Consider the following 20,663-nt stretch of genomic DNA (forward strand, 5'->3'; position numbering starts at 1 on the left):
GTGTCAGAATAGTGAAATTAACAAACTGAATAAGGTTGTTGAAAAGTTGAAAGAAAAAATTGAAAATTTTTTCAATTATGGCACTCCGGAAAAAGAACCAGAAAAAAAGCAGCATAAATATCTTTTTCCAGAGCTAAAGCCAAATAACTATCCTGATGAGCTCAATGAAATAAAAGGTAGAAGAATAAAGAAAAATAGATTAAGATGATATTTGCTTAATCTGTTTTGGATTATTCAAATGAGTAGTCTTTCTCTGGTGTGTCAACACCCCAGAAATTAGTAGCTCTTAATATTTCAATGAACATTCCATCCATATTCCCACTTTTATATGAATTTAGTATTTCTTGTTTTAATTCAAAGAACTCACTAAAACCATCTACAGGCCTGATGCTTTCTTTCTTTTCAATTTTGCTGTTCTTTAGTGGGAAATGAATAATTTTCCCATTTGAATATAAAGCAGTGCAGGACTTTGAGTCACTTGATATAATAAATCCTGCAAAATTATCGTTAATAAATCGCTTTCCTTTGATTATTGATGCAGGATCCTCTTTGTCAAAATAAGATAATTTATTATCACTAGAAAGTCTTGCTATATTAGCTTTAAAGTCAGCTATCCTAGCATCGTTAATTTTTATTTTTTTACGCTGCTTTGAGCTCTCTTTYAGGTATGTTTCATAATCTAAGCTACCATTGCTGTTCATCATTTCTAGGGTGTCTATGTCTTTTTCAATTCCCCTTGTATTAGATGATATTTCACTTATTTTTTGTTTTATTTTTTTTATTTCTTCACTATTGTCTTTGTTTGTTTGAGTGATCATTCCAAACATGTTTGGAGTAGAAGATATAAAATCGTCATATTTTATGGACTTACTTTTACAGCCCAGCACACGCTTTCCTCGGCACTTTAACATATAGTATAAAGCCTTTCCTTTTTTTGTCATCTTGTCATCAGTTTCGAAATAGTATTTTTGTCCGCAACCGGAACAGAATATCTTTCCCGTAAATATGTTTATTGATTTTCTACCTGATTTTTTCGTAGATTTTTTTGTTGCGGTCATTGACTGCACCACATCCCAATCATCAATTGAGATAATCTGTGGATAGTAATTTTCATATACTTCACCTGTTTTTTTTATACGAAGCTCTCCAAGTACACATCGGTTTTTTAGGATGTGATTAATTTTTGCAGAGCTCCAAGAGTTGGTGAAATTCTTATGTCTTCTTTTTGCCACTTGTTCAATACCCTTTTCATTGAGAATTCTTGCAATGTCTCCCATTGAAGTTCCTTTTATATACATGTTGAAGATATTTTGAACTATTTTAGCTTTCTCATTAACAACAAACTCTCTTTTTTGTTTTGTTCCTATGTTATCTATCCAGCCAGGAAGTATTCCTACATATTGTATGGGCTCTTTTTTATTTAACTTTTCAATTTTATTATTAAAATTTTCTAATATGCGTTGTGATTTTTTAGCACTTTCTTCGTTAGCTTGTCCCATAAGCATAGATGAATACATAATACTCATTAAGTCATTAAGACTATCTTTTGTGTAAGTCTTTTTATCTATTAGCGTGATAACGTTTACATTAGCTTTAAGTATTTTTCTAAACACTTGGTAAGCGTCATCAATGCTCTGTCGTGAAAGGCGATCTATTTGTTCAATACATAGGTAAGCAGATCCATCGGTTTCTATAACGCCCGCATCTAAAGCGTGTAAAAAGTCGCCTAATGAACCTTTTTCTATATGCTTTGCAGTGTATGCAGATAACCCTAAATCCTTTAATTCAAGGCTGTTATTTACTGTGTATCCGTTATCTTTTGCATATTTTAATATTTTATCCATTTGTCGTTTATAAGAACTGCCACCAGCTTGTTGTTCACTACTAAATCGAACATATGGGTAAATAATTTTATCCATTCTAAATCTCCTTAAACGATGTAAGTCTTAACATAACACGATTCCTGTTAATCATACATAAAATTACAGTGAACTTAGCGCCGGCTGACTTACCCAAAGAAGGCGGACGGTTTGACTTGCCGATTGCGCTTGGGATCTTGGTGGCGTCGGGGCAACTGCCAGAGAAACGATTAGGTGAGTTTGAATTTTTGGGAGAGCTGGCATTGTCTGGGCAGTTGCGCCCGGTTAAAGGGGCGCTGCCCGCCGCGCTGGCGAGCCAAAAAGCGCAGCGGGCTCTGGTGGTGCCAGATGATAACGCCAGCCAGGTCGCACTGGTAGACAATGAGCGTCATGTGTCAGCCCCTGATCTGATTGCGGTGGGTCAGCACCTGACAGGCCAACAAAGCCTTTGTTTGAACACAACACAGATTGAGGCACCCGATCCGCCGCCGACCCGCTGCTTACGCGACATTATCGGCCAACAGCAAGGCAAGCGGGCGCTCGAAATCGCCGCCAGTGGCTCACATAATCTGCTGTTTGTTGGCCCGCCCGGCACCGGGAAAACCATGTTGGCCTCGCGTTTGTGTGATTTGCTCCCACCCATGAATGATGAAGAAGCACTCGCCTCAGCGGCGGTTACCTCTTTAACCCAGCAACCCTTACATGAAGGAAACTGGCGTCGGCGTCCGTTTCGTAGCCCTCATCACTCAAGCTCGATGGCGGCATTGGTTGGGGGCGGCACCGTCCCGCGCCCGGGCGAGATCTCTTTGTCTCACCACGGGGTGCTGTTTCTCGATGAGATGCCAGAGTTCGAGCGCCGGGTGCTTGATGCCCTGCGTGAGCCGCTAGAGTCGGGGGAGATTATTATCTCGCGCGCCAATGGTAAAACCCGCTTTCCCGCGCGCTTTCAGCTGATAGGCGCATTAAATCCTAGCCCCACTGGCCATCATGAAGGAGAACTCGCGCGCTCAAACCCACAGCAAATCTTGCGCTATCTAGCCCGTTTGTCTGGGCCATTATTGGACAGGTTTGATATGTCGATTGAAATCCCAGCACTGCCAAGAGGAAGCCTCTCCAGTGGTGGTGACCGTGGTGAGTCTACGAGGGTGGTAAAAGCCAGAGTTGAAGCAGCGCGCACGCGGATGTTGGCGCGTCAAGGTAAGGTCAATGCGTTGCTAAGCAATCGAGAAATGGAACAACATTGCCAACTGGCTCAAACCGATGCGGCATTTTTAGAGCAAGCCTTGCATCGTTTGGGGCTGTCTGTGCGGGCGTATCATAGGATTATAAAAGTGGCGAGAACCATCGCCGATTTGGCCGATGTCGAGACGATTCAGCGCTCTCATCTTGCTGAGGCGCTGGGGTATCGGGCGATGGATGGCTTATTACGCCATCTCAACGCCCAAGTCAGCTAATTACTTTTGGGTTAGCAAGAAGTTGATCAACTGAAAGTATTCTTCGGGGGTTTCCACGGTTTTCGGCGTGACATGATACTTGCCATTGACGACCACCGCAGGCACGCCGCGTAGGCCCGCTTTTTCGAATGATTGGTCAAAGCGCTTCGCCATTGAATTGGCGGCAAAGCTGTTGTAAGCACCATCAAACTCTTGGCCATCAATGCCGTTATCAACGAACAGTTGGCGCACCTCGGCCAATGACTTGGGTGGGTTTTGTGCGACGTGAATGCGGTCAAACATCACCGGAATAATGGTGTCTTGTGCGTTAAGTACCACGGCAGTTGCGTATGCACGGGTTAGGACACTGCCCATATCCCCGCCCATAAAGGAGACGTGATTTTTCACCACTTTGGCGTTGTCAGGCACCTGCTGTTTGAGCTGTTGAACCAGTGGCTCAAATTGATAGCAGTGAGGACAGTAGAAGGAGAAAAACTCGGTGACTGTAGGCGTATCCGTCGCTGGCGTGTCCAGCACTTGGTAGTCTTCCCCCGCCTTAAAGCGTCCCGGCTTAGCGTCAGCCACTTCCATAGGCGTGGTGGATTCAGACTGCGTTTGTGTGGACTCTGCCGTTTGCGTGGTTTGTGATGACGTTTGTGTCACGCTTTCAGGCTCAGAGCAGGCGGTTAAGCCGAGGATGAGTAGCACAGGAAACAGTTTCTTTAACATGATTGAATGACTCTCCGTTATCGATTGATCGCTTACGGGTACAGGGTAAGCGGTGGCGCTTCTAGGGTGGCAAGTTGTTCTTTAAATGCAAGCACCTGACCTTCCCAGTATTTTGCATCAGCAAACCAAGGGAATGCACGTGGAAATGCCGGGTCTTGCCAGCGTTTTGCTAGCCACGCCATATAGTGCACCATTCTCAGACCACGCAACGGCTCGATCAGTTGCAATTGATCGGCGGGAAATTCTCGAAACTCGCGATAACCTTCTGCCAAAGTATCTAGCTGGGCGAGCTGATCGGCACGGCTGCCGTTTAAAAATAGCCACAAGTCTTGAATCGCAGGGCCGTTACGTGTGTCGTCAAAGTCGACAAACAATGGGCCATCGCGCCATAAAATATTGCTGGGGTGGCAGTCGCCGTGCAAACGGATCGCCGGCCAATCTGTGTGCCAGCGTGCGGCAATGGCGTCAATTAAGCGGTCAAGATCAGAGAAAAAGGTTGCCTGAATACCTTCTGGGATCAGGTTTGCCTCATTTAACACCTGACGAGGCTGATAAAGATGACTGTCGAGATCAAATTTTGCCCGCTCTTGGAAGGGGGCCGCTGCGCCCACTTGGTGTAGGCGGCCGAGGTAACGGCCGACGGCTTCGAGTTGGTCCCAATTATCCACTTCAAAACCCCGGCCGCCAACACTGGGGAACAAGGCAAAGCGAAAGCCGAAGGCGGTGAAAAGGCTGGTGCCATCGCGATATAAAGGCACCACCACGGGAATATCGGCTTGGCCGAGTTCATGACAGAACGCGTGCTCTTCGAGAATTTGCGCGTTAGACCAGCGCCCGGGACGGTAAAACTTCACCACATAGCGCTGGCCATCATCTGCGACAAATTGGGCAACACGGTTTTCATAGCTGTTCAGCGCGAGCAAGCCTGATTGAGGGTAGATCCCTACTGACTCAATCGCATTTAACTGAACATCTGGCGTTAGTGCATGAAAGTCAAAACCATGGTCAGTCATGAGCATTCCGTTTGTGTGGAAAAACGCCATAGTAACAAATAAAAAGGGCGCTGCCTGCGCCCTTTTCGTCTGCATACGGAGTGGCGATTAAAGGTCAGTGATAAAGCGACTCTCTGCCGTGACCACTTTTTGCTCCACACCCGATTCACGTTCCATCACAAAAGTGATGTCGGCAATACGCTGCTCCATATCGTAGGTATCAACCGCGAGGCTGATGGGTAATGAGAACACTTCCCCTGCTTGGACATTGACCGTTTGCGGGCCATGCCATTCCACATCGTTTAGCCCATTCACTGACAGCTGATAGGTCTCATCTGATTGGGTTTTATTGAGGATTTTTAAGGTATAAGTGTTTTCGACTAATCCTTGGTTGTTGATGCGATAAAGCTGGTTACGGTCACGAATCACATCCAGCTCCATGGGCATCACTGACATCGCCAAATAGATAAACATCGCGGTAACGATGGTCATCACAACCCCGTAGCCAAGGAGCTTAGGTCGCATCACTGCGGTTTTCTTGCCTTCAAGCTTGTGCTCGGTGGTGTAGCTAATCAGCCCACGCTCATAGCCCATGCGATCCATGGTTTCATCGCAGGCATCGATACAGGCACCACAGTTGATACACTCGTATTGCAAGCCGTCACGAATATCGATGCCTGTAGGGCAGACTTGCACACATAAATTACAGTCAATGCAGTCACCGAGCCCCAACTCTTTCGGGTCTTTTTTGCGAGGGCGCGGGCCGCGTTTTTCGCCGCGCTTGGCATCATAACCGACAATGAAGGTGTCTTTGTCGAACATGGCTGACTGGAAGCGTGCGTAAGGGCACATATGGATACACATAATCGAGCGCATCCAGCCGGCGTTGCCATAGGTACAAGCGGCAAAGAAGATCACCCAAAAGCCGACCCAGAAGCTGGTATCAAAAGTGACTAAATCGATAGCCAACTCGCGCATCGGCACAAAGTAGCCGACGAAGGTCATCCCTGTAATTAAGGAGATCGCCCACCACGCTGCATGCTTAGCGGTTTTGCGCGCGGCTAGCTCAGGCGTCAGTTTTAACGAGTCTTGCTTACGACGTTTATTGGCCGCGCCTTCGAGTTTCTCCTCAAACCAAATAAACAAAAAGGTCCACACCGTTTGCGGACATAAGTAACCACACCATACGCGGCCAAGAAAGGTGGTGATAAAGAAAAGGCCAAATGCCGCGAGCATCAACAAGGCAGCCAGCAAGGTAAGGTCTTGTGGCCAGAGTGTGGTGCCAAAAAAGGTAAACTTCTGATTACCGATATCGAGTAAGATGGCTTGGCGCCCTTGGTAAGGGATCCAGGGAATGGCGAGGAAAAGTAGCATAAAAAACCAGCCCATATAGCGTCGCATACGCTGGTAATAGCCTTTTACCGCACGCACATAAATACGATTGCTCGGATTGAATCGGTCGTCAGCCCCTTTGTGAGTTTTGGGGTTGTACTCTTTTGCAGTCACGTCTTTGACGTTGATTTTTTTATCGCTCATGACATTGGCTTTCCTTGGGGTACGGGTCCATGGTGCATTGCCAGGCCCTGATTATCATTGTTGCCTGTGATTGTAGCGCAGCGAACTCCTTGAATACGCTACCAGAGTCATAGTTTGCAACATAGCCACAAACTCAATGAAATCTAGCTATAACAGACGATTAGCCAGACTGCTTTCACGATGATTGCTGAGGCGAGATCCCGCGTGCGCGTAAAATCGCGGCTTTAAAGTCATCTTCACAATCTTTGGCTAGCCCAGGAATAGGGGCGTTACTTTCCTCTAGCCGCATCTTGAGCTGATAGATCAGCGTATCGTCTGACAACGTGGTGATATCCTGACCATGCCCGGCTTCATCAGCGATCTGGATGAGCATTTGCATTAGAGAGTTGTCAGGGGTTTTTTGCCAAGATTGATTGAGTAGGTCGAGCAACTCATTAATACGGTGGCATTGCATGTGGGCATCCTTAGTGTGGCACGTAAAAAATGCCATTTTGCCTGACCACACTGAGATGAAACTTAGCTAGGATCAATTTCCGCTCAGGTGGTGATTAATTAATCGGCATCACGCGATTACGACCGAGGTTTTTAGCTTGATACAGGTGCTGATCGGCACGGTAAATCAGATCTGCCTCGCTCTCACCTTTATATTCGTCATACTCGGCGACGCCCATGGAGACGGTAATACTATCTAGGGTTCGGCCACGACGTCGGTCTTTGATCACCATGCGATCAATGGCAGCCCGTAGCGTTTCAGCGGTGCGCTTGGCCGTGCTAAGGCGTTTTTGCGGCACCAATAAGGCAAATTCTTCGCCACCATAGCGAAAGGCTTGTATTCCATCTCGGCAGCAGTCGAGTATCCGTTTAGAGACCTGCTTTAAGGCGATGTCACCGAGCACATGGCCGTAGGTATCATTGAGGTGTTTGAAGTGGTCGAGATCGATCAGTACCAAGCAGAACGGCCAGGTTTGTGGGCTATTAATGTAGGCGGCGAGTTCGCGCTCGAAAGCCGCGCGGTTCAGCAAACCGGTTAGGCCGTCATGAGTGGCTTGTTCGGTCATCTCTGCCAGGTTTTGTTTTAATTGCGCAATCTCCTGCTGCGCGTCATTAAGCTGATGCTTAAAGTAGCGGGTCGATTGGGTCAGTGCTTGTGAGTCTTTCACCACATTGCGGACCACGGCAATAGTCTCATCAATAGACAGCCCTTCGTTTTCGACCCGTGACAACTGTTCAAAGGTGTTATCGAGCACCGAATGGAAAGCGTCGGTATCTTGGATCGTATCTGCCATTGAGTGACTCATCTCGGTCATCATCGACTCTAAACTTTGCTTTAACGCATTGATATCTTGACTATGCTTATCCGCCATATGCTTTTGGTAAAGCATATCGCTTTGTAGTGGACTACAGGTACCGTGCTCGTCGACCGTGGCATCAACATCCGCATTGAGTTTGGGGTCGGTATTGGCGACATAGGTGTACCACAGGGCGTAGTTGGTGGGTGTGGTGGGCACCTTGTATTTCATCATCAAAGGCACAGCTTTTTTGAGGAAGCTGGTAGATTGCTGAAACTTATCGTCCGACATGGCGTTCCTTTCTGCGTTATCGATACCAAGAGGCTACGTTTAGTGTATACCTAAAGTGAGCGGAACGGCAGAAGACAGCGAAAAAGCGTGAGCCTGCAGGCAACAAGGCCTGCAGGTGGGACTTAGAGAAAGAAAGGACTGGGTTGGAATAGGCGCTCAACATCAGGAATGTACTTTTTGTTCACCAAGAACAAGACCACATGGTCATCTTGCTGGATCACGGTTTTGTCGTGCGCAATTAACACTTCATCGCCGCGCACCACGGCACCGATGGTGGTACCGGGGGGCAGTTTTATCTCGCCGATGGCGCGCCCGACCACTTTCGAGGTTGACGCATCCCCATGAGCGATGGCCTCAATCGCCTCAGCGGCGCCGCGCCGCAGTGACGAGACATTAACAATGTCTGCGCGACGTACATGGGTGAGTAGCGCAGATATCGTCGCTTGTTGAGGGGAGATGGCAATATCAATCACCCCGCCTTGCACCAAGTCTACATAAGCGCCGCGCTGGATAAGCACCATGACTTTTTTCGCGCCAAGGCGTTTAGCCAGCATCGCCGACATAATGTTGGCTTCGTCTTCGTTGGTGACTGCGATAAACACATCTATCTGATCAATATGCTCTTCACTGAGCAGCTCTTGGTCGGAGGCGTCACCACAAAACACCGTGGTTTCTTCAAGTAACTCAGAAAGGTGCTCGGCACGTGTGGGGTTACGCTCAATCAACTTCACGCTGTATTGACGCTCCAACGCCATCGCCAGGCCGGCACCAATGTTGCCACCGCCGACAACCATAATGCGCTTGTAGGGCTTTTCGAGGCGCTGCAGCTCACTCATCACCGAGCGAATATGGTTACTCGCGGCGACGAAAAAGACCTCATCATCGGCTTCGATAATGGTGGTACCTTGCGGGCGAATCGGACGATCGCGGCGGAAAATGGCGGCAACGCGTGTATCCACATGCGGCATATGCTCACGCAGCGCCGACAAAGCTTTTCCGACAAGCGGGCCGCCGTAATACGCCTTAACGGCGACGAGACCGACCTTTTTGTCGGCAAAACTGACCACCTGTAAGGCACCTGGGTATTCAATCAGACGACGAATATAACGGGTCACCAGCTCTTCAGGGGCAATCAGGTGGTCAACCGGACACGCGTCACTGTTAAACAGTTGCTCTTTCACCGCTAAGTATTCAGGGCTGCGGATCCGAGCGACACGGTTGGGGGTGTTAAAACGGGTATACGCGACCTGACAGGCGATCATATTGGTTTCGTCTGAGTTGGTCACCGCAACCAGCATATCCGCATCTTGAGCGCCCGCCTCTTGTAGCGTGGTTGGGTGGCTGGCAAACCCTTGCACCACGCGTAAGTCGTACTTATCTTGCAGTTCACGTAGTCGTTCAGGGGCACGGTCGACAATGGTGATGTCATTGTTTTCCCCCACCAAGTTTTCTGCCAATGTCCCGCCGACTTGGCCTGCACCCAAGATGATGATTTTCATGCTACTGTCACTCCCTGCCTAGTTGCTTGACGACTTCTCTAGGCATGCGTAATAAAAACCGTCCATGTCGTCTTCGCCAGGCAGAATTTGACGGCCTGGCTGCGTTTGCGTGCCGGTATGCAATATCGCTGATGGCTCACGGGATAAAAAGGCGCGGATTTGATCGCTGTTTTCATCCGGCAAGACCGAGCAAGTGGCGTAAACCAGCGTACCCCCTGGTGCCAATTGCTGCCACATTGCATCTAAAATCTCTGCCTGTAACGTGACCAGGGCGTGAATATCACTGTCACGACGCAGCCATTTTATATCAGGGTGGCGACGAATCACGCCCGTGGCAGAGCAAGGGGCATCTAGCAAAATACGATCAAACGCAGGCCCTTGATGCCAAGCGCTCGGCTCGCGGGCGTCCGCGTGTTTCACTTCAGCATTAAGGCCCAACCGTGACAGGTTCTCTTTGATCCGCAACAAGCGGTTTTCATCGGCATCAATGGCCGTCACGGTGGCATCAGGCTGGTGCTCGAGGATATGACAGGTTTTTCCCCCGGGGGCGGCACAGCAGTCGAGAATGTGCTCTGCAGGCGCGGGTTGGAGATAATCGACAGCTAGTTGTGCGGCGGCATCTTGTACCGAGACCCAGCCTTGTTCAAAGCCGGGCAAGCGAGACACGTCATACGGCGTGTCGAGCTTCAGTGCATCCATCGCATCTGGGTGGGTACTGGCGCCAATACCGGCTTGCTGCAGCTCGGCGAGGTAGCTTTCTCGTGAGTGGTGCTGGCGGTTGACGCGCAGCCACATCGGCGCCTTTTGATGGTTTGCCGCGACAATGGCTTGCCAATTGGATGGGTAAGCGGCCTGAAGACGTTTGAGTAACCAGCTGGGGTGACAATAAAGTCCGGCCTCGTGTGCTTGACTGGCTTGGTCTAGCGTCGCTTGATCGCGTTGATAACTGCGTAAGATGGCATTGATCAAACCACGTAATTGCGGGCGTTTCAGTGGTTTGGTGGCGTTGACAGTTTCAGCCACCGCTGCATGGGCAGGGATGCGCATGTAGCTAATCTGATACAGCCCGACCAGCAGCAAGTGATGGAAAACACGTTGCTTGCCTTTCAGTGGCTTATCCATCAGGGTTTGGACAATGTGCTCTAAGCGCGGCAGCCAGCGTAACGTGCCGTAACACATCTCTTGCAACAAGGCGGCGTCGCGCGGGGCGATCTGCTGTTGAGCGAGAGGAAGCTGCTGTGACAGTGATTGGCCCTGATCGACCACGTGATACAGAACGCGGGCAGCCGCGGCTCTTACATTCATATGTTTACCTATGCAAAGGTCAAGTTGGCATCAAACGATGATGTTAGCCAGATAAAAAAAGGCCAGCGTACTGGCCTTATCGTCAAGCAGGGCACGATTAACCTACAATTGAGTACCCGTTTCAAACCAGTCACGGCGAGCATTAAGCAGCTCATGAGCCTGCATGGCTTTTTTGCCCGGGGGCTGAAGTTGGGTCAGCTGGATCACGCCTTTTCCGGTCGCGACCTGAATGCCGTGTTTGTCAGTGTTGATCACTGTGCCTGGCGCCGCGTCCACGTCGATATCCAGCGCATTAGCGCCCCACACCTTAATGTTTTGCTCACCTAGGGTGAAGTAGCTGACTGGCCGCGGATTAAATGCGCGCACACAGCGTTCGATAAACGCGGCCTCTTGCTGCCAATCAATCTGCGCTTCTTGCTTGCTGAGTTTTTCAGCATAGTTGGCTTTGGCATCGTTTTGCGGCTCGGCAAGGATAATGCCGTTAGCCATGTCATCAAGGCAATCGATCAGTGCTTGTGGCCCCAATCCTGCAAGGCGCTCGTACAGACTGCCACTGGTCTCTTTCTCATCAATGGGCAAGGTGGCAATTTTTAGCATGTCGCCGGTATCGAGCCCCTCATCCATCTGCATGATGGTGACGCCTGTCTCATTGTCGCCGGCCCATACTGCGCGTTCGATAGGCGCCGCCCCACGCCAACGTGGCAGAATGGAGCCATGGACATTTACACAGCCTAATCGAGGTGTATCCAAGACCACTTTGGGGAGAATAAGCCCGTAAGCGACCACGACCATCACGTCAGCGTTTAAGGCCGCCAGTTCGGCTTGCGCTTGTTCATCACGCAGCGTGCGGGGCTGGTAGACAGGTAAGTCATGCTCAAGTGCGAGCTGTTTCACAGGGCTGGCCGTAAGCTTTTTGCCTCGGCCAGCGGGTTTATCTTCACGGCTATAAACCGCAATCACCTCATGCTCACTGTCGAGCAGGGCTTGCAAGTGGCGCGCGGCAAAATCCGGCGTGCCCGCAAATACTATACGCAGCGGTGTGCTCAAAGTGACCTCAACTTGCTTTTTGGTTAGCGCGTTTGATTTTTTCCATCTTCTGCTTGATGCGTTGTCGCTTCAATGGCGAGAGGTAATCAACAAAAAGCTTACCCTCTAAATGGTCAAGCTCATGCTGAACGCAAATCGCGAGTAGGTCGTCGGCGTCAAACTGGATAGGGTTGCCGTCGCGGTCTAACGCTTTCACAGTCACTTCTGCCGCACGCGGTACCAGTGCACGTGCGCTGGGGACAGATAAACACCCTTCTTCAATGCCATCTTCACCCCGTTTTTCGATGATTTCTGGATTGATAAGCACCATGAGTTGATCGCGGGTTTCGGATACATCAATCACCACCATGCGTTGGTGAAAATCAACCTGAGTGGCCGCGAGACCAATACCGTCTTGGGCGTACATGGTTTCAATCATGTCATCAGCCATTTTTTGGATCTCAGGTGTGACAGCGTCCACCGGCTTTGCCACGGTGCGAAGGCGCTCATCTGGGAATGTTAATACGTTCAGTAAAGCCATAACGTCTCATAAAAATTGAACTGTGCCGAAAGCGGCACTGGGTAATTGGGTTAATTCTAGACATTTTGCCAGCCAATTGACAGCATCAGCATCATTCGTCGGTTGAGGAAGACATTGATGACAAGAAAGCTATTCAATCTCGCCGCCGCTGGGCTATTGGCTATCGCGCTACCAGTACTGGCAGCCGGCCCTGCCGAGAGTCAGCGACATGTGGTTGAGCGAGGGGATACCCTGTGGGATATCGCCGCTACCTTTTTCGATAACCCTTGGCAATGGCGTGAAGTGTGGTACGCAAATCCGGCCATAAAGGATCCCAATCTGATTTATCCCGGCGATGTGCTCACCCTCACATGGCAAGCAGGAAAACCAACTGTCAACTATAAGCCCGGAGGGGCGAATGCGCTGCAGGGAGATGCGCCCAAGACGTCCGCACTCAGCAGTGTTGATCCTATGCTGCTGCCGTACTTGCAGCAGGACATGCTGGTCGAAAAGGCGCGTTTGGTGGCGCTGCCTCGCGTCCTTGGCTCGACAGATGGGCGTCAATATCTGTCAGTACACGATACCCTATATGTGGATGCGTCGCTGAGTGTTAAGGATTGGCAAGTGTTTCGGGTTGAGAAAACCTTTTTACGTCCCGCGACGTCAGGTGCTAGCGCCGAACCTACCGCGATGGTGAGCTTAAAACATGTGGCTGATGGGCGTATTCGTGCGCGAAGTGAAGGGCTTAGTGTGATGACACTGACACGCGTGGTGCAGGAAGTGCGGCCCAATGATGTCTTGTTACCTTTGCCCGAGAACACGCATTCGCGCTTTTGGCCCCAAGCGGCTCAAACTGATGCCACATTATTAGGGCATCTGTATGGCAGTGAGTATGTCGCGAATGGTCAGCTGGTGGTGCTCGATAAAGGCGCCAATGATGGCGTGACAGCCGGGCAAATGTTTACTGTCACTGAAGCTGGTGCCAACGTATTAAATGGCCCTGGTGAGTATCGCTATCAAAACGCAAGTGACAGTGCTACGCAGCCGATGACCGCCTTGCCTGATGTGACGGTGGGACAAACCATGGTGGTTCGGGCTTATCCGTGGGTAAGTTTGGCGGTGATCACCCAAGCGCGTCAGCCGATCAAAGCCGGCATGCATGCGGTGCCACCGTCCCCTCAACTGGCCTATGCACGATAAATCCCTGCGAGGGTGGTTGATACTGACCCAAGTGCCGCGGTTGCGCGTTTCGCAGCGACGCGCGCTGTTGGCCAAAGTGCCCATCGATGCGTTGAGTGAGCAAACCCATCATGAGCTTGCCGCGGTTGGTTTAACCGCTGAGCAGTGTCAGGCCATCACGCACCCCAACCATGCCATGATTGAGCGTAGCCTTGAGTGGGCGAGGCAAGAGAATTGCCACCTGATTGGCTTTGACCACCCGGCTTACCCTGCATTGCTCCGAGAAATCGCACGGCCGCCTTTGGTCTTGTATGTGCAAGGCGATTTGGCTTGTTTGGCGATGCCTCAATTGGCGGTGGTGGGCAGTCGTCACGCGACACCGCAAGGGCTAGAAACGGCGTATCAATTTGCCAAACAACTGGTTGAGCATGGTGTTGCGATTACCAGTGGGCTTGCGCTCGGTATTGATGGCCGAGCCCACAAAGGTGCACTTGAAGGTCACGGTAAGACATTGGCGGTGCTAGGAAGCGGGCTTGCCAATGTGTATCCCGCGCGACATCGCGCACTGGCCAAGCGGATTGAAGTGCAGGGGGCGCTGGTTTCCGAGTTCTGGCCTGATGCTCCACCCAGAGCTGAGCATTTTCCGCGCCGCAATCGACTGATCAGTGGCTTGTCGGCAGGCGTATTAGTGGTAGAGGCCGCGCCGCAAAGTGGGTCACTAATCACGGCACGCTATGCACTTGAGCAAAACCGGAGTGTGTTTGCCATTCCCGGTCCCATAGGACAAGTCCAATCGCGCGGTTGCCACCAATTGATAAAACAAGGTGCGGTGTTAGTCGACTGTGTTGATGATATTATAAGTGATGTGGATAGCTTGGTGCAGTTTGCAGCGAGTCAGCAACACGAATTATTTAGTGATGCACCTAAGTTAGATACACATGAAGGATTGCCATTTTCTGCGCTGTTGGCTAACGTAGGGACTAACGCGACGTGTGTCGACGTACTGGCTGAGCGCTGCAACCAACCGGTTCACGAAATCATGATGCAGTTGTTAGACTTAGAACTCCAGGGGCTTGTAGCAGCAGTACCCGGTGGCTATGTCAGAACGAGGAGGGGCTAGCCATGATGGACATTCTTATGTACCTGTTCGAAACCTACATCCACAGCGATGTGGAAGTGATGATCGATCAGGACGAGTTAGCAGATGAATTGTCCCGCGCGGGTTTTCATCAAGACGATATATATAAAGCCCTGAACTGGCTTGAAAAGCTGGCACAGTTGCAAAATGCGGATAAACAGCCTTACCTATCAGGCAGTGCCCAAAGTTCGATTCGAATCTATACCGAGCAAGAAACACGCTTTATTGACCAAGAAAGCCGAGGCTTCCTCTTATTTCTCGAGCAGGCTGGGGTGCTTTCACCGGAAACGCGTGAAATGGTCATCGATCGGGTGATGGAACTCGAGACCCAAGAGTTTGGTCTTGATGACCTCAAATGGGTCATTTTGATGGTGCTGTTTAACGTGCCCGGTAACGAACGTGCGTATACACAGATGGAAGAAATGCTGTACGACGCACAAGAGGGATACGTGCACTAACGCTTATCAATGACAGTAAAAGGTGTGAATGAGTAAAGATAACACCCCGAATACCCATGAGCGCTGCCCGGAATGTGGCAGCGCTCTTGCGTTTAAATCGGGCAAACGAGGCCCATTTTTGGCCTGTACAGCCTATCCTGATTGCCACTATACCAAAGCCTTACACCACGGCGATGGCCATGTAGTGAAAGTGCTTGGCGTGGCTTGCCCAGCGTGTCATCAAGGAGAGCTGGTGTTGCGGCAAGGTCGATTCGGTATGTTTATTGGCTGCGATCAATTCCCGCAATGCACGCATATTGAAAAACCGGACGAACCGGATCACACCACGTTGACTTGCCCAGCCTGCCATAAAGGTGAGCTGGTGGAGCGTACCTCGCGTTACGGTAAGCGTTTTTTTGCCTGTGACCAATACCCGAAGTGTCATTTTGCGGTAAACGCACAACCGATCGCCGGCACCTGCGAGCAATGTGGCTTTGCGCTGCTGGTGGAGCGTAAGAAAGGCGGCAAGATGGTGTATCAATGTGCCGATAAACCCTGCAGCGCGATTCAAGGTGAACCGGCTGCAGAATCGGAAAGCGAGGATTAGTCGGTTTGCGCGGCGAGAGCCAGCGCAGCCGATTTTAAACCGTGAAAAGCATCGTCGGGGAGGTAGCTGGCGAGGCTGGCTAACTTGGTGGCAAGCGCCGCGTCCGATGTAGCCGTGACATTAATATGACCCACTTTGCGCCCTGGACGAGGCGTTTTGTTATACCAATGCACATGGGCATCGCGATAGGTCGCAAGCGGGACACTGCCTTGGCCTAAGATATTAATCATCGCCGTCGGCTGAATTAACTCGGTCGGGCCAAGGGGTAAGCCGCTGACGGCGCGCAGGTGGTTTTCAAATTGGCAACACGCGCTACCTTGCTGTGTCCAGTGACCGGAGTTGTGCACCCGAGGCGCTATCTCGTTCACCAGCAAGCTCCCGTCTACATCAAAAAATTCCACCGCGAGCACCCCCACATAGTTAAGCGCGCTGGCAATCTTTTCCAACATGTCCGCGGCCTGTGTTTGCAAGGCATGCTCATCCGGGCGCACTACGGACAAGGTTAGTATTCCGTCGTGGTGGTGGTTTTGGGTCAGGTTATAACTGGCAAATTCACCGTTCGCGCCACGCACACCAATCAGTGACACTTCTCGGTCAAAGGGGATCATAGCCTCGGCAATGATGGCTTGCCCATCGCGCTGTCCGGGCGCGGTGAGAAAAGCGTCGAGTTCTGCCCACAATGTGTGCAGATCATCGCCGTCACGATAGCGCCACTGTCCTTTGCCGTCATAACCATCCAAAGTGCTTTTGAGGACCAAGGGTGCGCCCAGTGCGTCGACCGCCTTTTCTAAATCAGCCTGTGTATGCACCACACGGTAAGGTGCATTGGCGACACCTGCTTGCATCAGCAGGGCTTTCTCAATTTGGCGGTCGCCACCGGTTAGAATCGCCTGAGCACTGGGGCGTAACTTCCCGCTTTGCTCGCAGTGATGCAAGATATCAGCGGGGATATGCTCAAATTCCGCAGTGATAATATCCGCGCCGGCGATGGCCGTATTGAGGCCGTGCCCTAGTGGTTGCAGCGTCAGTGGGTGAATAATGTCGCCACTACGCACATCATAGGCGCTGACGATAAGATTGAGCGGCGCACCGGCCAAGGCCATCATCCGAGCCAGTTGTCCCGCGCCTAACACCAGAATATTCATGGCCTTAGCCTTGTGGGTTGGGTTGAGCGAGAACGGCCTCAGTTTGCGCTTGGCGAAACGCATCCACTTTTGCCATCAAATCGGGGTCGGCCGTTGCGAGAATTTGTGCCGCAAGGAGGCCTGCATTCGCGGCGCCAGCGTCACCAATGGCAAGCGTGGCCACAGCCACACCTTTGGGCATTTGAGCAATAGAAAGCAATGAGTCCATCCCCTTTAATGCTTTTGACTGGACCGGAACGCCGAGCACCGGCAGGCTGGTATGTGCGGCGGTCATCCCAGGAAGATGGGCGGCACCACCGGCGCCGGCAATAATCACTTTAATCCCGCGCTCGGCCGCTTGTTGGGCGTAGTCGGCCAGTAACTGTGGTGTGCGATGGGCAGAGACAATACGGGTTTCGTAAGGGATGGCAAAGTGGTCCAACATAGCCGCTGCATGTGTCATGGTAGGCCAATCGGATTGCGAGCCCATGATGATACCGACAGTCATAATACGTCCTTCTTGATGACAAGCGTGAATAAGATAAGCTGAGCGTGACGCGAATTATACCCAGATTTCATCGCAAGGAAAACGTTTGCGTCAGCGGTGGGGGATGAAATTACGTCAAGATCCCAGTGCGTGGATCAGGTAAAGTAAGCACATAGTCTCAGTAACAAAGGATGTGAGCGTGGCACACGGTCAGTCGACAATTGATAAGCAAGCCGTGAGGGCTTTTTTCCTCCAACTTCAAGATGATATTTGCCAACAGCTTGCGCAAGAAGATGGTCAAGCGCGTTTTATTGAAGATGCGTGGGAGCGTGAGAAAGGGGGCGGTGGCCGCAGTCGCGTCCTGCGTCAGGGCCAAGTGTTTGAGCAAGCGGGAGTGAACTTCTCGCACGTATTTGGCGATCAAATGCCTGCCTCGGCGACCGCGCACCGTCCAGAGCTTGCCGGGCGCTGTTTTGAGGCCATGGGGGTGTCGTTAGTGATCCATCCTCATAACCCGTACGTGCCGACCTCGCACGCAAACGTGCGGTTTTTCATTGCCGAAAAAGAAGGTGCAGATCCTGTGTGGTGGTTTGGCGGCGGCTTTGACCTCACACCTTTCTATCCGTTCGAGGAAGACTGCCAGCACTGGCATCAGACCGCCAAAGACTTATGTGCGCCCTTTGGTGATAGCGTGTACGCTGATCACAAAGCATGGTGCGATCGCTATTTTTATCTGCCTCATCGCGATGAAACCCGTGGCGTCGGCGGGCTTTTCTTTGATGATTTGAACCAATGGCCATTCGAACAGTGCTTTGCCTACACCCAAGCGGTTGGAAAAGGCTTTATCGATGCCTACCTGCCGATAGTACAGCGCCGCAAAGCCATGACTTATGGTGAGCGAGAACGCGATTTTCAGCTTTATCGCCGCGGACGCTATGTCGAGTTTAACTTGGTGTATGACAGAGGCACGCTATTTGGCTTACAAAGTGGTGGGCGTACCGAATCTATTCTGATGTCGATGCCGCCGATGGCGCGCTGGGAATACAATTGGTCACCTGATGAAGATGCACCGGAAGCGAGACTTTATCGCGACTACCTTAAACCGAGGGAGTGGTAACGGATGACCGATCGTTATTGCGTGGTAGGCCACCCGATTGGCCACAGTAAGTCGCCGCAGATCCACGCCGCATTTGCGACGCAAACCCAACAAGACATCGACTATCAAGCCATTGAGGCGCCGCTTGAAGGCTTTGTGACCACCATGCAGACGTTTTTTGCGCAAGGAGGGCATGGGGCCAATGTGACCGTGCCTTTTAAACAGCAAGCGTATGACTGGGCTGATACACTGACAGAGCGTGCCCGCCGCGCCGGTGCCGTGAATACGCTGGTTAAGCAAAGCGATGGTTCCCTACTGGGTGATAATACGGATGGGGCAGGCTTGGTAACTGACTTACACTACCACCATGTGGCACTGCGCGATAAGCGCATTATGGTTGTGGGAGCAGGCGGTGCAGCACGGGGGGTGTTGCTTCCTTTACTGGAGCAAGAGCCAGCATTGCTGATGATAGTGAATCGCACCGAGCAAAAAGCCCAGCAATTAGCCGCTGCATTTGGTGAGGCCGGACCGATCACCAGTCATGCCGTGGATAAACCCATGGCGGCGCCCGTTGATGTGATCATTAATGCGACCTCGGCGAGCTTACATCAAAGCCATCCCCCTCTCCCGCAAGTAGCGATTGGCCCAGCGACCACTGTCTATGACATGGTGTATCAAGCTGGCTGTACAACCAGCAACCAATGGGCGCAACGCCAAGGAGCAGGGCGATGTTTAGACGGCTTGGGCATGCTGGTGGAACAAGCGGCGGAAAGCTTTGCTATATGGCGTGGCTGTCGGCCTCAAACCGAACGTGTGCGCGAGCAGTTAAGAGAGGCACTCAATCGATGAATCAGTCCCTTATTCTGGCTGCGGACGAAGCGCAGGTCGATACGACAAAGGCCCGTGTTTGTTTTTACGGCCAACTTAATGGTGCGTTGTTAACATGCGCTGTCCGCTTTACCACTTTATCTGCGCTCGCCGGCTGTGCGGTAGACTCGGATAATGCGCAGGCGATTGTCGAACAGGTTTGGTTTGATATTGAAGAGCAAATGGAAGCGGCCATCGAATCAGAAGCGTTTGAACCCGATGGCAGCTTGGTGATCTAGCACTCGCAGCGGTAGATATCTTTGGTGTCGACATAGTTTTGCGCTGAGCGTGCAAAATAGGCACGCTCTTTGTCAGTGAGGGGGCGAACCTGTTTGACCGGTGAGCCAACATACAGATAGCCGCTCTCTAAGCGTTTTCCGGGCGGGACTAAACTGCCAGCGCCAATCAGCACTTCATCTTCAATCACAGCGTCATCAAGAATAATCGTCCCCATTCCCACTAGAACTCGGTTGCCAATCCGGCAGCCGTGTAACATGACCTTGTGGCCGATTGTCACTTCTTCGCCAATGATCAGCGGGTAACCTTGTGGGTTTTCGGCATTTTTATGGGTGACATGAAGGACGGAGCCATCTTGCACATTGGTCCGTGCGCCAATCTGGATATGGTTCACGTCACCACGTGCCGCAACCAGCGGCCAAATACTCACATCATCACCTAGCGTGATATCGCCAGCCAATACACTGGATTCATCAATATAGACGCGTTCGCCAAGCTGAGGCGTCATGCCTTTATAAGCGCGCAGCTGTTTTGCCATCACAAATCCCTCTTTTCTCTCTTAACAGTGTTAAATAGCGGCGAGTTTGATACCAGTTTTACACCCTAGCGAGCAAAAAAACAGCGAGTGACGGTTTTTTTCTAAAAAACCACTAAAAAGGGGTTGCCAATCTGATCAGCTTCCCTATAATGCGCCTCCATCGACACGGCACGCAGGGCAAGCGCTTAGCGAGTATGTCGAAGCAAAAAATCAAATAAAAATAAACGCTTGACGTCAGTTTTTAAATGATTAACATTGCCGGCCTACTTAACGCCACGCGTTAGGGGAGTCAAAAAGAGGTTTTGTTTCACCCGGTTGGGTTGAAAATAAAAGATAAAATTTCTTCTTGACTTTAACGGCAAGGCGCGTAAGATACGCAGCCCTGACCGAGCGAAGCGCAGCTTCGCACAGTCAACGCTCTTTAACAATTTGACCTATGCAATCTGTGTGGGCACTCGTTGAGAATAGACAAAA

General features: G+C 51.0%; 21 protein-coding genes and 1 pseudogene. 9 read left to right on the forward strand and 13 right to left on the reverse strand.

Annotation, left to right across the window (positions count from 1 at the left end; genetic code table 11):
• Positions 1–208: hypothetical protein (locus BZG74_RS15645; protein ID WP_235605782.1), on the forward strand; the 208-nt coding region annotated here is incomplete at its 5' end.
• A gap of 22 nt (positions 209–230) precedes the next feature.
• Here BZG74_RS15645 and BZG74_RS15075 read toward each other — a convergent pair.
• A complete protein-coding gene (locus tag BZG74_RS15075) occupies positions 231–1,919 on the reverse strand; it encodes a recombinase family protein (RefSeq protein ID WP_077773298.1) in 1,689 nt (562 codons plus the stop codon).
• Between the two features lie 35 nt (positions 1,920–1,954).
• On the opposite strand from BZG74_RS15075, the pseudogene BZG74_RS15080 reads away from it, so the two are divergent.
• Positions 1,955–3,313: pseudogene (locus tag BZG74_RS15080) on the forward strand (YifB family Mg chelatase-like AAA ATPase); the annotation flags it as partial.
• On the opposite strand, the gene BZG74_RS15085 reads toward BZG74_RS15080, so the two are convergent.
• The 9 genes from BZG74_RS15085 to def all read right to left on the reverse strand — a co-directional run bounded on the left by BZG74_RS15085 (position 3,314) and on the right by def (position 12,500).
• Positions 3,314–3,883 carry a thiol:disulfide interchange protein DsbA/DsbL gene (locus BZG74_RS15085; protein ID WP_046074896.1) on the reverse strand — a complete coding sequence of 190 codons (570 nt, stop codon included), beginning with the start codon at positions 3,881–3,883 and terminating at the stop codon, positions 3,314–3,316.
• Positions 3,884–4,053: 170 nt separating this feature from the next.
• Entirely contained in the window at positions 4,054–5,034 is a 981-nt protein-coding gene (locus BZG74_RS15090) for a serine/threonine protein kinase (RefSeq protein ID WP_077773300.1), read from the reverse strand.
• A gap of 87 nt (positions 5,035–5,121) precedes the next feature.
• A complete protein-coding gene (gene ccoG / locus BZG74_RS15095; protein WP_077773301.1) occupies positions 5,122–6,549 on the reverse strand; it encodes a cytochrome c oxidase accessory protein CcoG in 1,428 nt (475 codons plus the stop codon).
• Between the two features lie 175 nt (positions 6,550–6,724).
• Entirely contained in the window at positions 6,725–7,003 is a 279-nt protein-coding gene (locus BZG74_RS15100) for a YihD family protein (RefSeq protein ID WP_077773302.1), read from the reverse strand.
• Positions 7,004–7,097: 94 nt separating this feature from the next.
• Positions 7,098–8,129 carry a GGDEF domain-containing protein gene (locus BZG74_RS15105; RefSeq protein ID WP_077773303.1) on the reverse strand — a complete coding sequence of 344 codons (1,032 nt, stop codon included), beginning with the start codon at positions 8,127–8,129 and terminating at the stop codon, positions 7,098–7,100.
• 122 nt (positions 8,130–8,251) lie between these two features.
• On the reverse strand, positions 8,252–9,628 hold the full coding sequence (gene trkA, locus BZG74_RS15110; RefSeq protein WP_077773304.1) for a Trk system potassium transporter TrkA: 1,377 nt from the start codon (positions 9,626–9,628) through the stop codon (positions 8,252–8,254).
• An 18-nt stretch (positions 9,629–9,646) separates the two neighbouring features.
• Positions 9,647–10,933 carry a 16S rRNA (cytosine(967)-C(5))-methyltransferase RsmB gene (gene rsmB, locus BZG74_RS15115; RefSeq protein WP_077773305.1) on the reverse strand — a complete coding sequence of 429 codons (1,287 nt, stop codon included), beginning with the start codon at positions 10,931–10,933 and terminating at the stop codon, positions 9,647–9,649.
• Between the two features lie 102 nt (positions 10,934–11,035).
• Positions 11,036–11,980: a methionyl-tRNA formyltransferase gene (gene fmt / locus BZG74_RS15120; protein ID WP_077773306.1), complete on the reverse strand. Its 945-nt coding sequence runs from the start codon at positions 11,978–11,980 to the stop codon at positions 11,036–11,038.
• A gap of 7 nt (positions 11,981–11,987) precedes the next feature.
• Positions 11,988–12,500 carry a peptide deformylase gene (def, locus tag BZG74_RS15125; RefSeq protein ID WP_077773307.1) on the reverse strand — a complete coding sequence of 171 codons (513 nt, stop codon included), beginning with the start codon at positions 12,498–12,500 and terminating at the stop codon, positions 11,988–11,990.
• Between the two features lie 117 nt (positions 12,501–12,617).
• Here def and BZG74_RS15130 point away from each other — a divergent pair, with 117 nt between their 5' ends.
• From BZG74_RS15130 to BZG74_RS15145, 4 genes are read left to right on the forward strand one after another with little or no spacing between them, the layout of a single operon-like run.
• The gene (locus BZG74_RS15130) at positions 12,618–13,679 is read left to right on the forward strand and encodes a LysM peptidoglycan-binding domain-containing protein (protein ID WP_077773308.1); all 1,062 of its coding nucleotides are present in this window, start codon (positions 12,618–12,620) and stop codon (positions 13,677–13,679) included.
• Positions 13,669–14,778, forward strand: coding sequence for a DNA-processing protein DprA (dprA, locus tag BZG74_RS15135; RefSeq protein ID WP_077773309.1), 1,110 nt, complete (start codon positions 13,669–13,671; stop codon positions 14,776–14,778). The genes BZG74_RS15130 and dprA overlap by 11 nt, the downstream gene beginning before the upstream one ends.
• A gap of 2 nt (positions 14,779–14,780) precedes the next feature.
• Complete coding sequence (locus tag BZG74_RS15140) at positions 14,781–15,254, forward strand: DUF494 family protein (RefSeq protein WP_046074885.1); 474 nt, start codon at positions 14,781–14,783, stop codon at positions 15,252–15,254.
• A 28-nt stretch (positions 15,255–15,282) separates the two neighbouring features.
• Entirely contained in the window at positions 15,283–15,840 is a 558-nt protein-coding gene (locus tag BZG74_RS15145; RefSeq protein ID WP_077773310.1) for a DNA topoisomerase family protein, read from the forward strand.
• Here the strand turns inward: BZG74_RS15145 and BZG74_RS15150 are convergent.
• On the reverse strand, positions 15,837–16,985 hold the full coding sequence (locus BZG74_RS15150; protein WP_077773311.1) for a 5-(carboxyamino)imidazole ribonucleotide synthase: 1,149 nt from the start codon (positions 16,983–16,985) through the stop codon (positions 15,837–15,839). The genes BZG74_RS15145 and BZG74_RS15150 overlap by 4 nt on opposite strands.
• 4 nt (positions 16,986–16,989) lie before the next feature.
• On the reverse strand, positions 16,990–17,472 hold the full coding sequence (gene purE / locus BZG74_RS15155) for a 5-(carboxyamino)imidazole ribonucleotide mutase (protein ID WP_077773312.1): 483 nt from the start codon (positions 17,470–17,472) through the stop codon (positions 16,990–16,992).
• A 178-nt stretch (positions 17,473–17,650) separates the two neighbouring features.
• Between purE and hemF the strand changes: the two genes are divergently transcribed.
• The 3 genes from hemF to BZG74_RS15170 are packed head-to-tail and all read left to right on the forward strand — an operon-like array spanning position 17,651 to position 19,653.
• On the forward strand, positions 17,651–18,568 hold the full coding sequence (hemF, locus tag BZG74_RS15160) for an oxygen-dependent coproporphyrinogen oxidase (RefSeq protein ID WP_077773313.1): 918 nt from the start codon (positions 17,651–17,653) through the stop codon (positions 18,566–18,568).
• A gap of 3 nt (positions 18,569–18,571) precedes the next feature.
• A complete protein-coding gene (gene aroE / locus BZG74_RS15165; RefSeq protein WP_077773314.1) occupies positions 18,572–19,396 on the forward strand; it encodes a shikimate dehydrogenase in 825 nt (274 codons plus the stop codon).
• Positions 19,393–19,653 carry a DUF1488 family protein gene (locus BZG74_RS15170; protein WP_158020673.1) on the forward strand — a complete coding sequence of 87 codons (261 nt, stop codon included), beginning with the start codon at positions 19,393–19,395 and terminating at the stop codon, positions 19,651–19,653. Before aroE ends, BZG74_RS15170 begins: the two co-directional genes overlap by 4 nt.
• Here BZG74_RS15170 and BZG74_RS15175 read toward each other — a convergent pair.
• Positions 19,650–20,189 (reverse strand): gamma carbonic anhydrase family protein, encoded by a 540-nt coding sequence (locus tag BZG74_RS15175; RefSeq protein WP_077607334.1) that lies wholly within the window; start codon positions 20,187–20,189, stop codon positions 19,650–19,652. The two genes, BZG74_RS15170 and BZG74_RS15175, sit on opposite strands and share 4 nt — an antisense overlap.
• Between the last annotated feature and the right edge of the window lie 474 nt (positions 20,190–20,663).

The organism is Salinivibrio sharmensis, from assembly GCF_001995985.1.
In the GTDB taxonomy this organism is placed as follows: domain Bacteria; phylum Pseudomonadota; class Gammaproteobacteria; order Enterobacterales; family Vibrionaceae; genus Salinivibrio; species Salinivibrio sharmensis.

What these genes read in the sequence shown, in the direction of transcription:
- dprA (WP_077773309.1), top strand. Translation starts at nt 13,669, where the DNA reads ATGCACGATAAATCCCTGCGAGGGTGGTTGATACTGACCCAAGTGCCG.
- BZG74_RS15175 (WP_077607334.1), bottom strand. Translation starts at nt 20,189, where the DNA reads ATGGCAAAACAGCTGCGCGCTTATAAAGGCATGACGCCTCAGCTTGGC.
- BZG74_RS15170 (WP_158020673.1), top strand. Translation starts at nt 19,393, where the DNA reads ATGAATCAGTCCCTTATTCTGGCTGCGGACGAAGCGCAGGTCGATACG.
- BZG74_RS15140 (WP_046074885.1), top strand. Translation starts at nt 14,781, where the DNA reads ATGATGGACATTCTTATGTACCTGTTCGAAACCTACATCCACAGCGAT.
- BZG74_RS15105 (WP_077773303.1), bottom strand. Translation starts at nt 8,129, where the DNA reads ATGTCGGACGATAAGTTTCAGCAATCTACCAGCTTCCTCAAAAAAGCT.
- ccoG (WP_077773301.1), bottom strand. Translation starts at nt 6,549, where the DNA reads ATGAGCGATAAAAAAATCAACGTCAAAGACGTGACTGCAAAAGAGTAC.
- trkA (WP_077773304.1), bottom strand. Translation starts at nt 9,628, where the DNA reads ATGAAAATCATCATCTTGGGTGCAGGCCAAGTCGGCGGGACATTGGCA.
- purE (WP_077773312.1), bottom strand. Translation starts at nt 17,472, where the DNA reads ATGACTGTCGGTATCATCATGGGCTCGCAATCCGATTGGCCTACCATG.
- aroE (WP_077773314.1), top strand. Translation starts at nt 18,572, where the DNA reads ATGACCGATCGTTATTGCGTGGTAGGCCACCCGATTGGCCACAGTAAG.
- rsmB (WP_077773305.1), bottom strand. Translation starts at nt 10,933, where the DNA reads ATGAATGTAAGAGCCGCGGCTGCCCGCGTTCTGTATCACGTGGTCGAT.
- BZG74_RS15090 (WP_077773300.1), bottom strand. Translation starts at nt 5,034, where the DNA reads ATGACTGACCATGGTTTTGACTTTCATGCACTAACGCCAGATGTTCAG.
- BZG74_RS15085 (WP_046074896.1), bottom strand. Translation starts at nt 3,883, where the DNA reads ATGGAAGTGGCTGACGCTAAGCCGGGACGCTTTAAGGCGGGGGAAGAC.
- def (WP_077773307.1), bottom strand. Translation starts at nt 12,500, where the DNA reads ATGGCTTTACTGAACGTATTAACATTCCCAGATGAGCGCCTTCGCACC.
- BZG74_RS15150 (WP_077773311.1), bottom strand. Translation starts at nt 16,985, where the DNA reads ATGAATATTCTGGTGTTAGGCGCGGGACAACTGGCTCGGATGATGGCC.
- BZG74_RS15130 (WP_077773308.1), top strand. Translation starts at nt 12,618, where the DNA reads ATGACAAGAAAGCTATTCAATCTCGCCGCCGCTGGGCTATTGGCTATC.
- BZG74_RS15100 (WP_077773302.1), bottom strand. Translation starts at nt 7,003, where the DNA reads ATGCAATGCCACCGTATTAATGAGTTGCTCGACCTACTCAATCAATCT.
- BZG74_RS15145 (WP_077773310.1), top strand. Translation starts at nt 15,283, where the DNA reads ATGAGTAAAGATAACACCCCGAATACCCATGAGCGCTGCCCGGAATGT.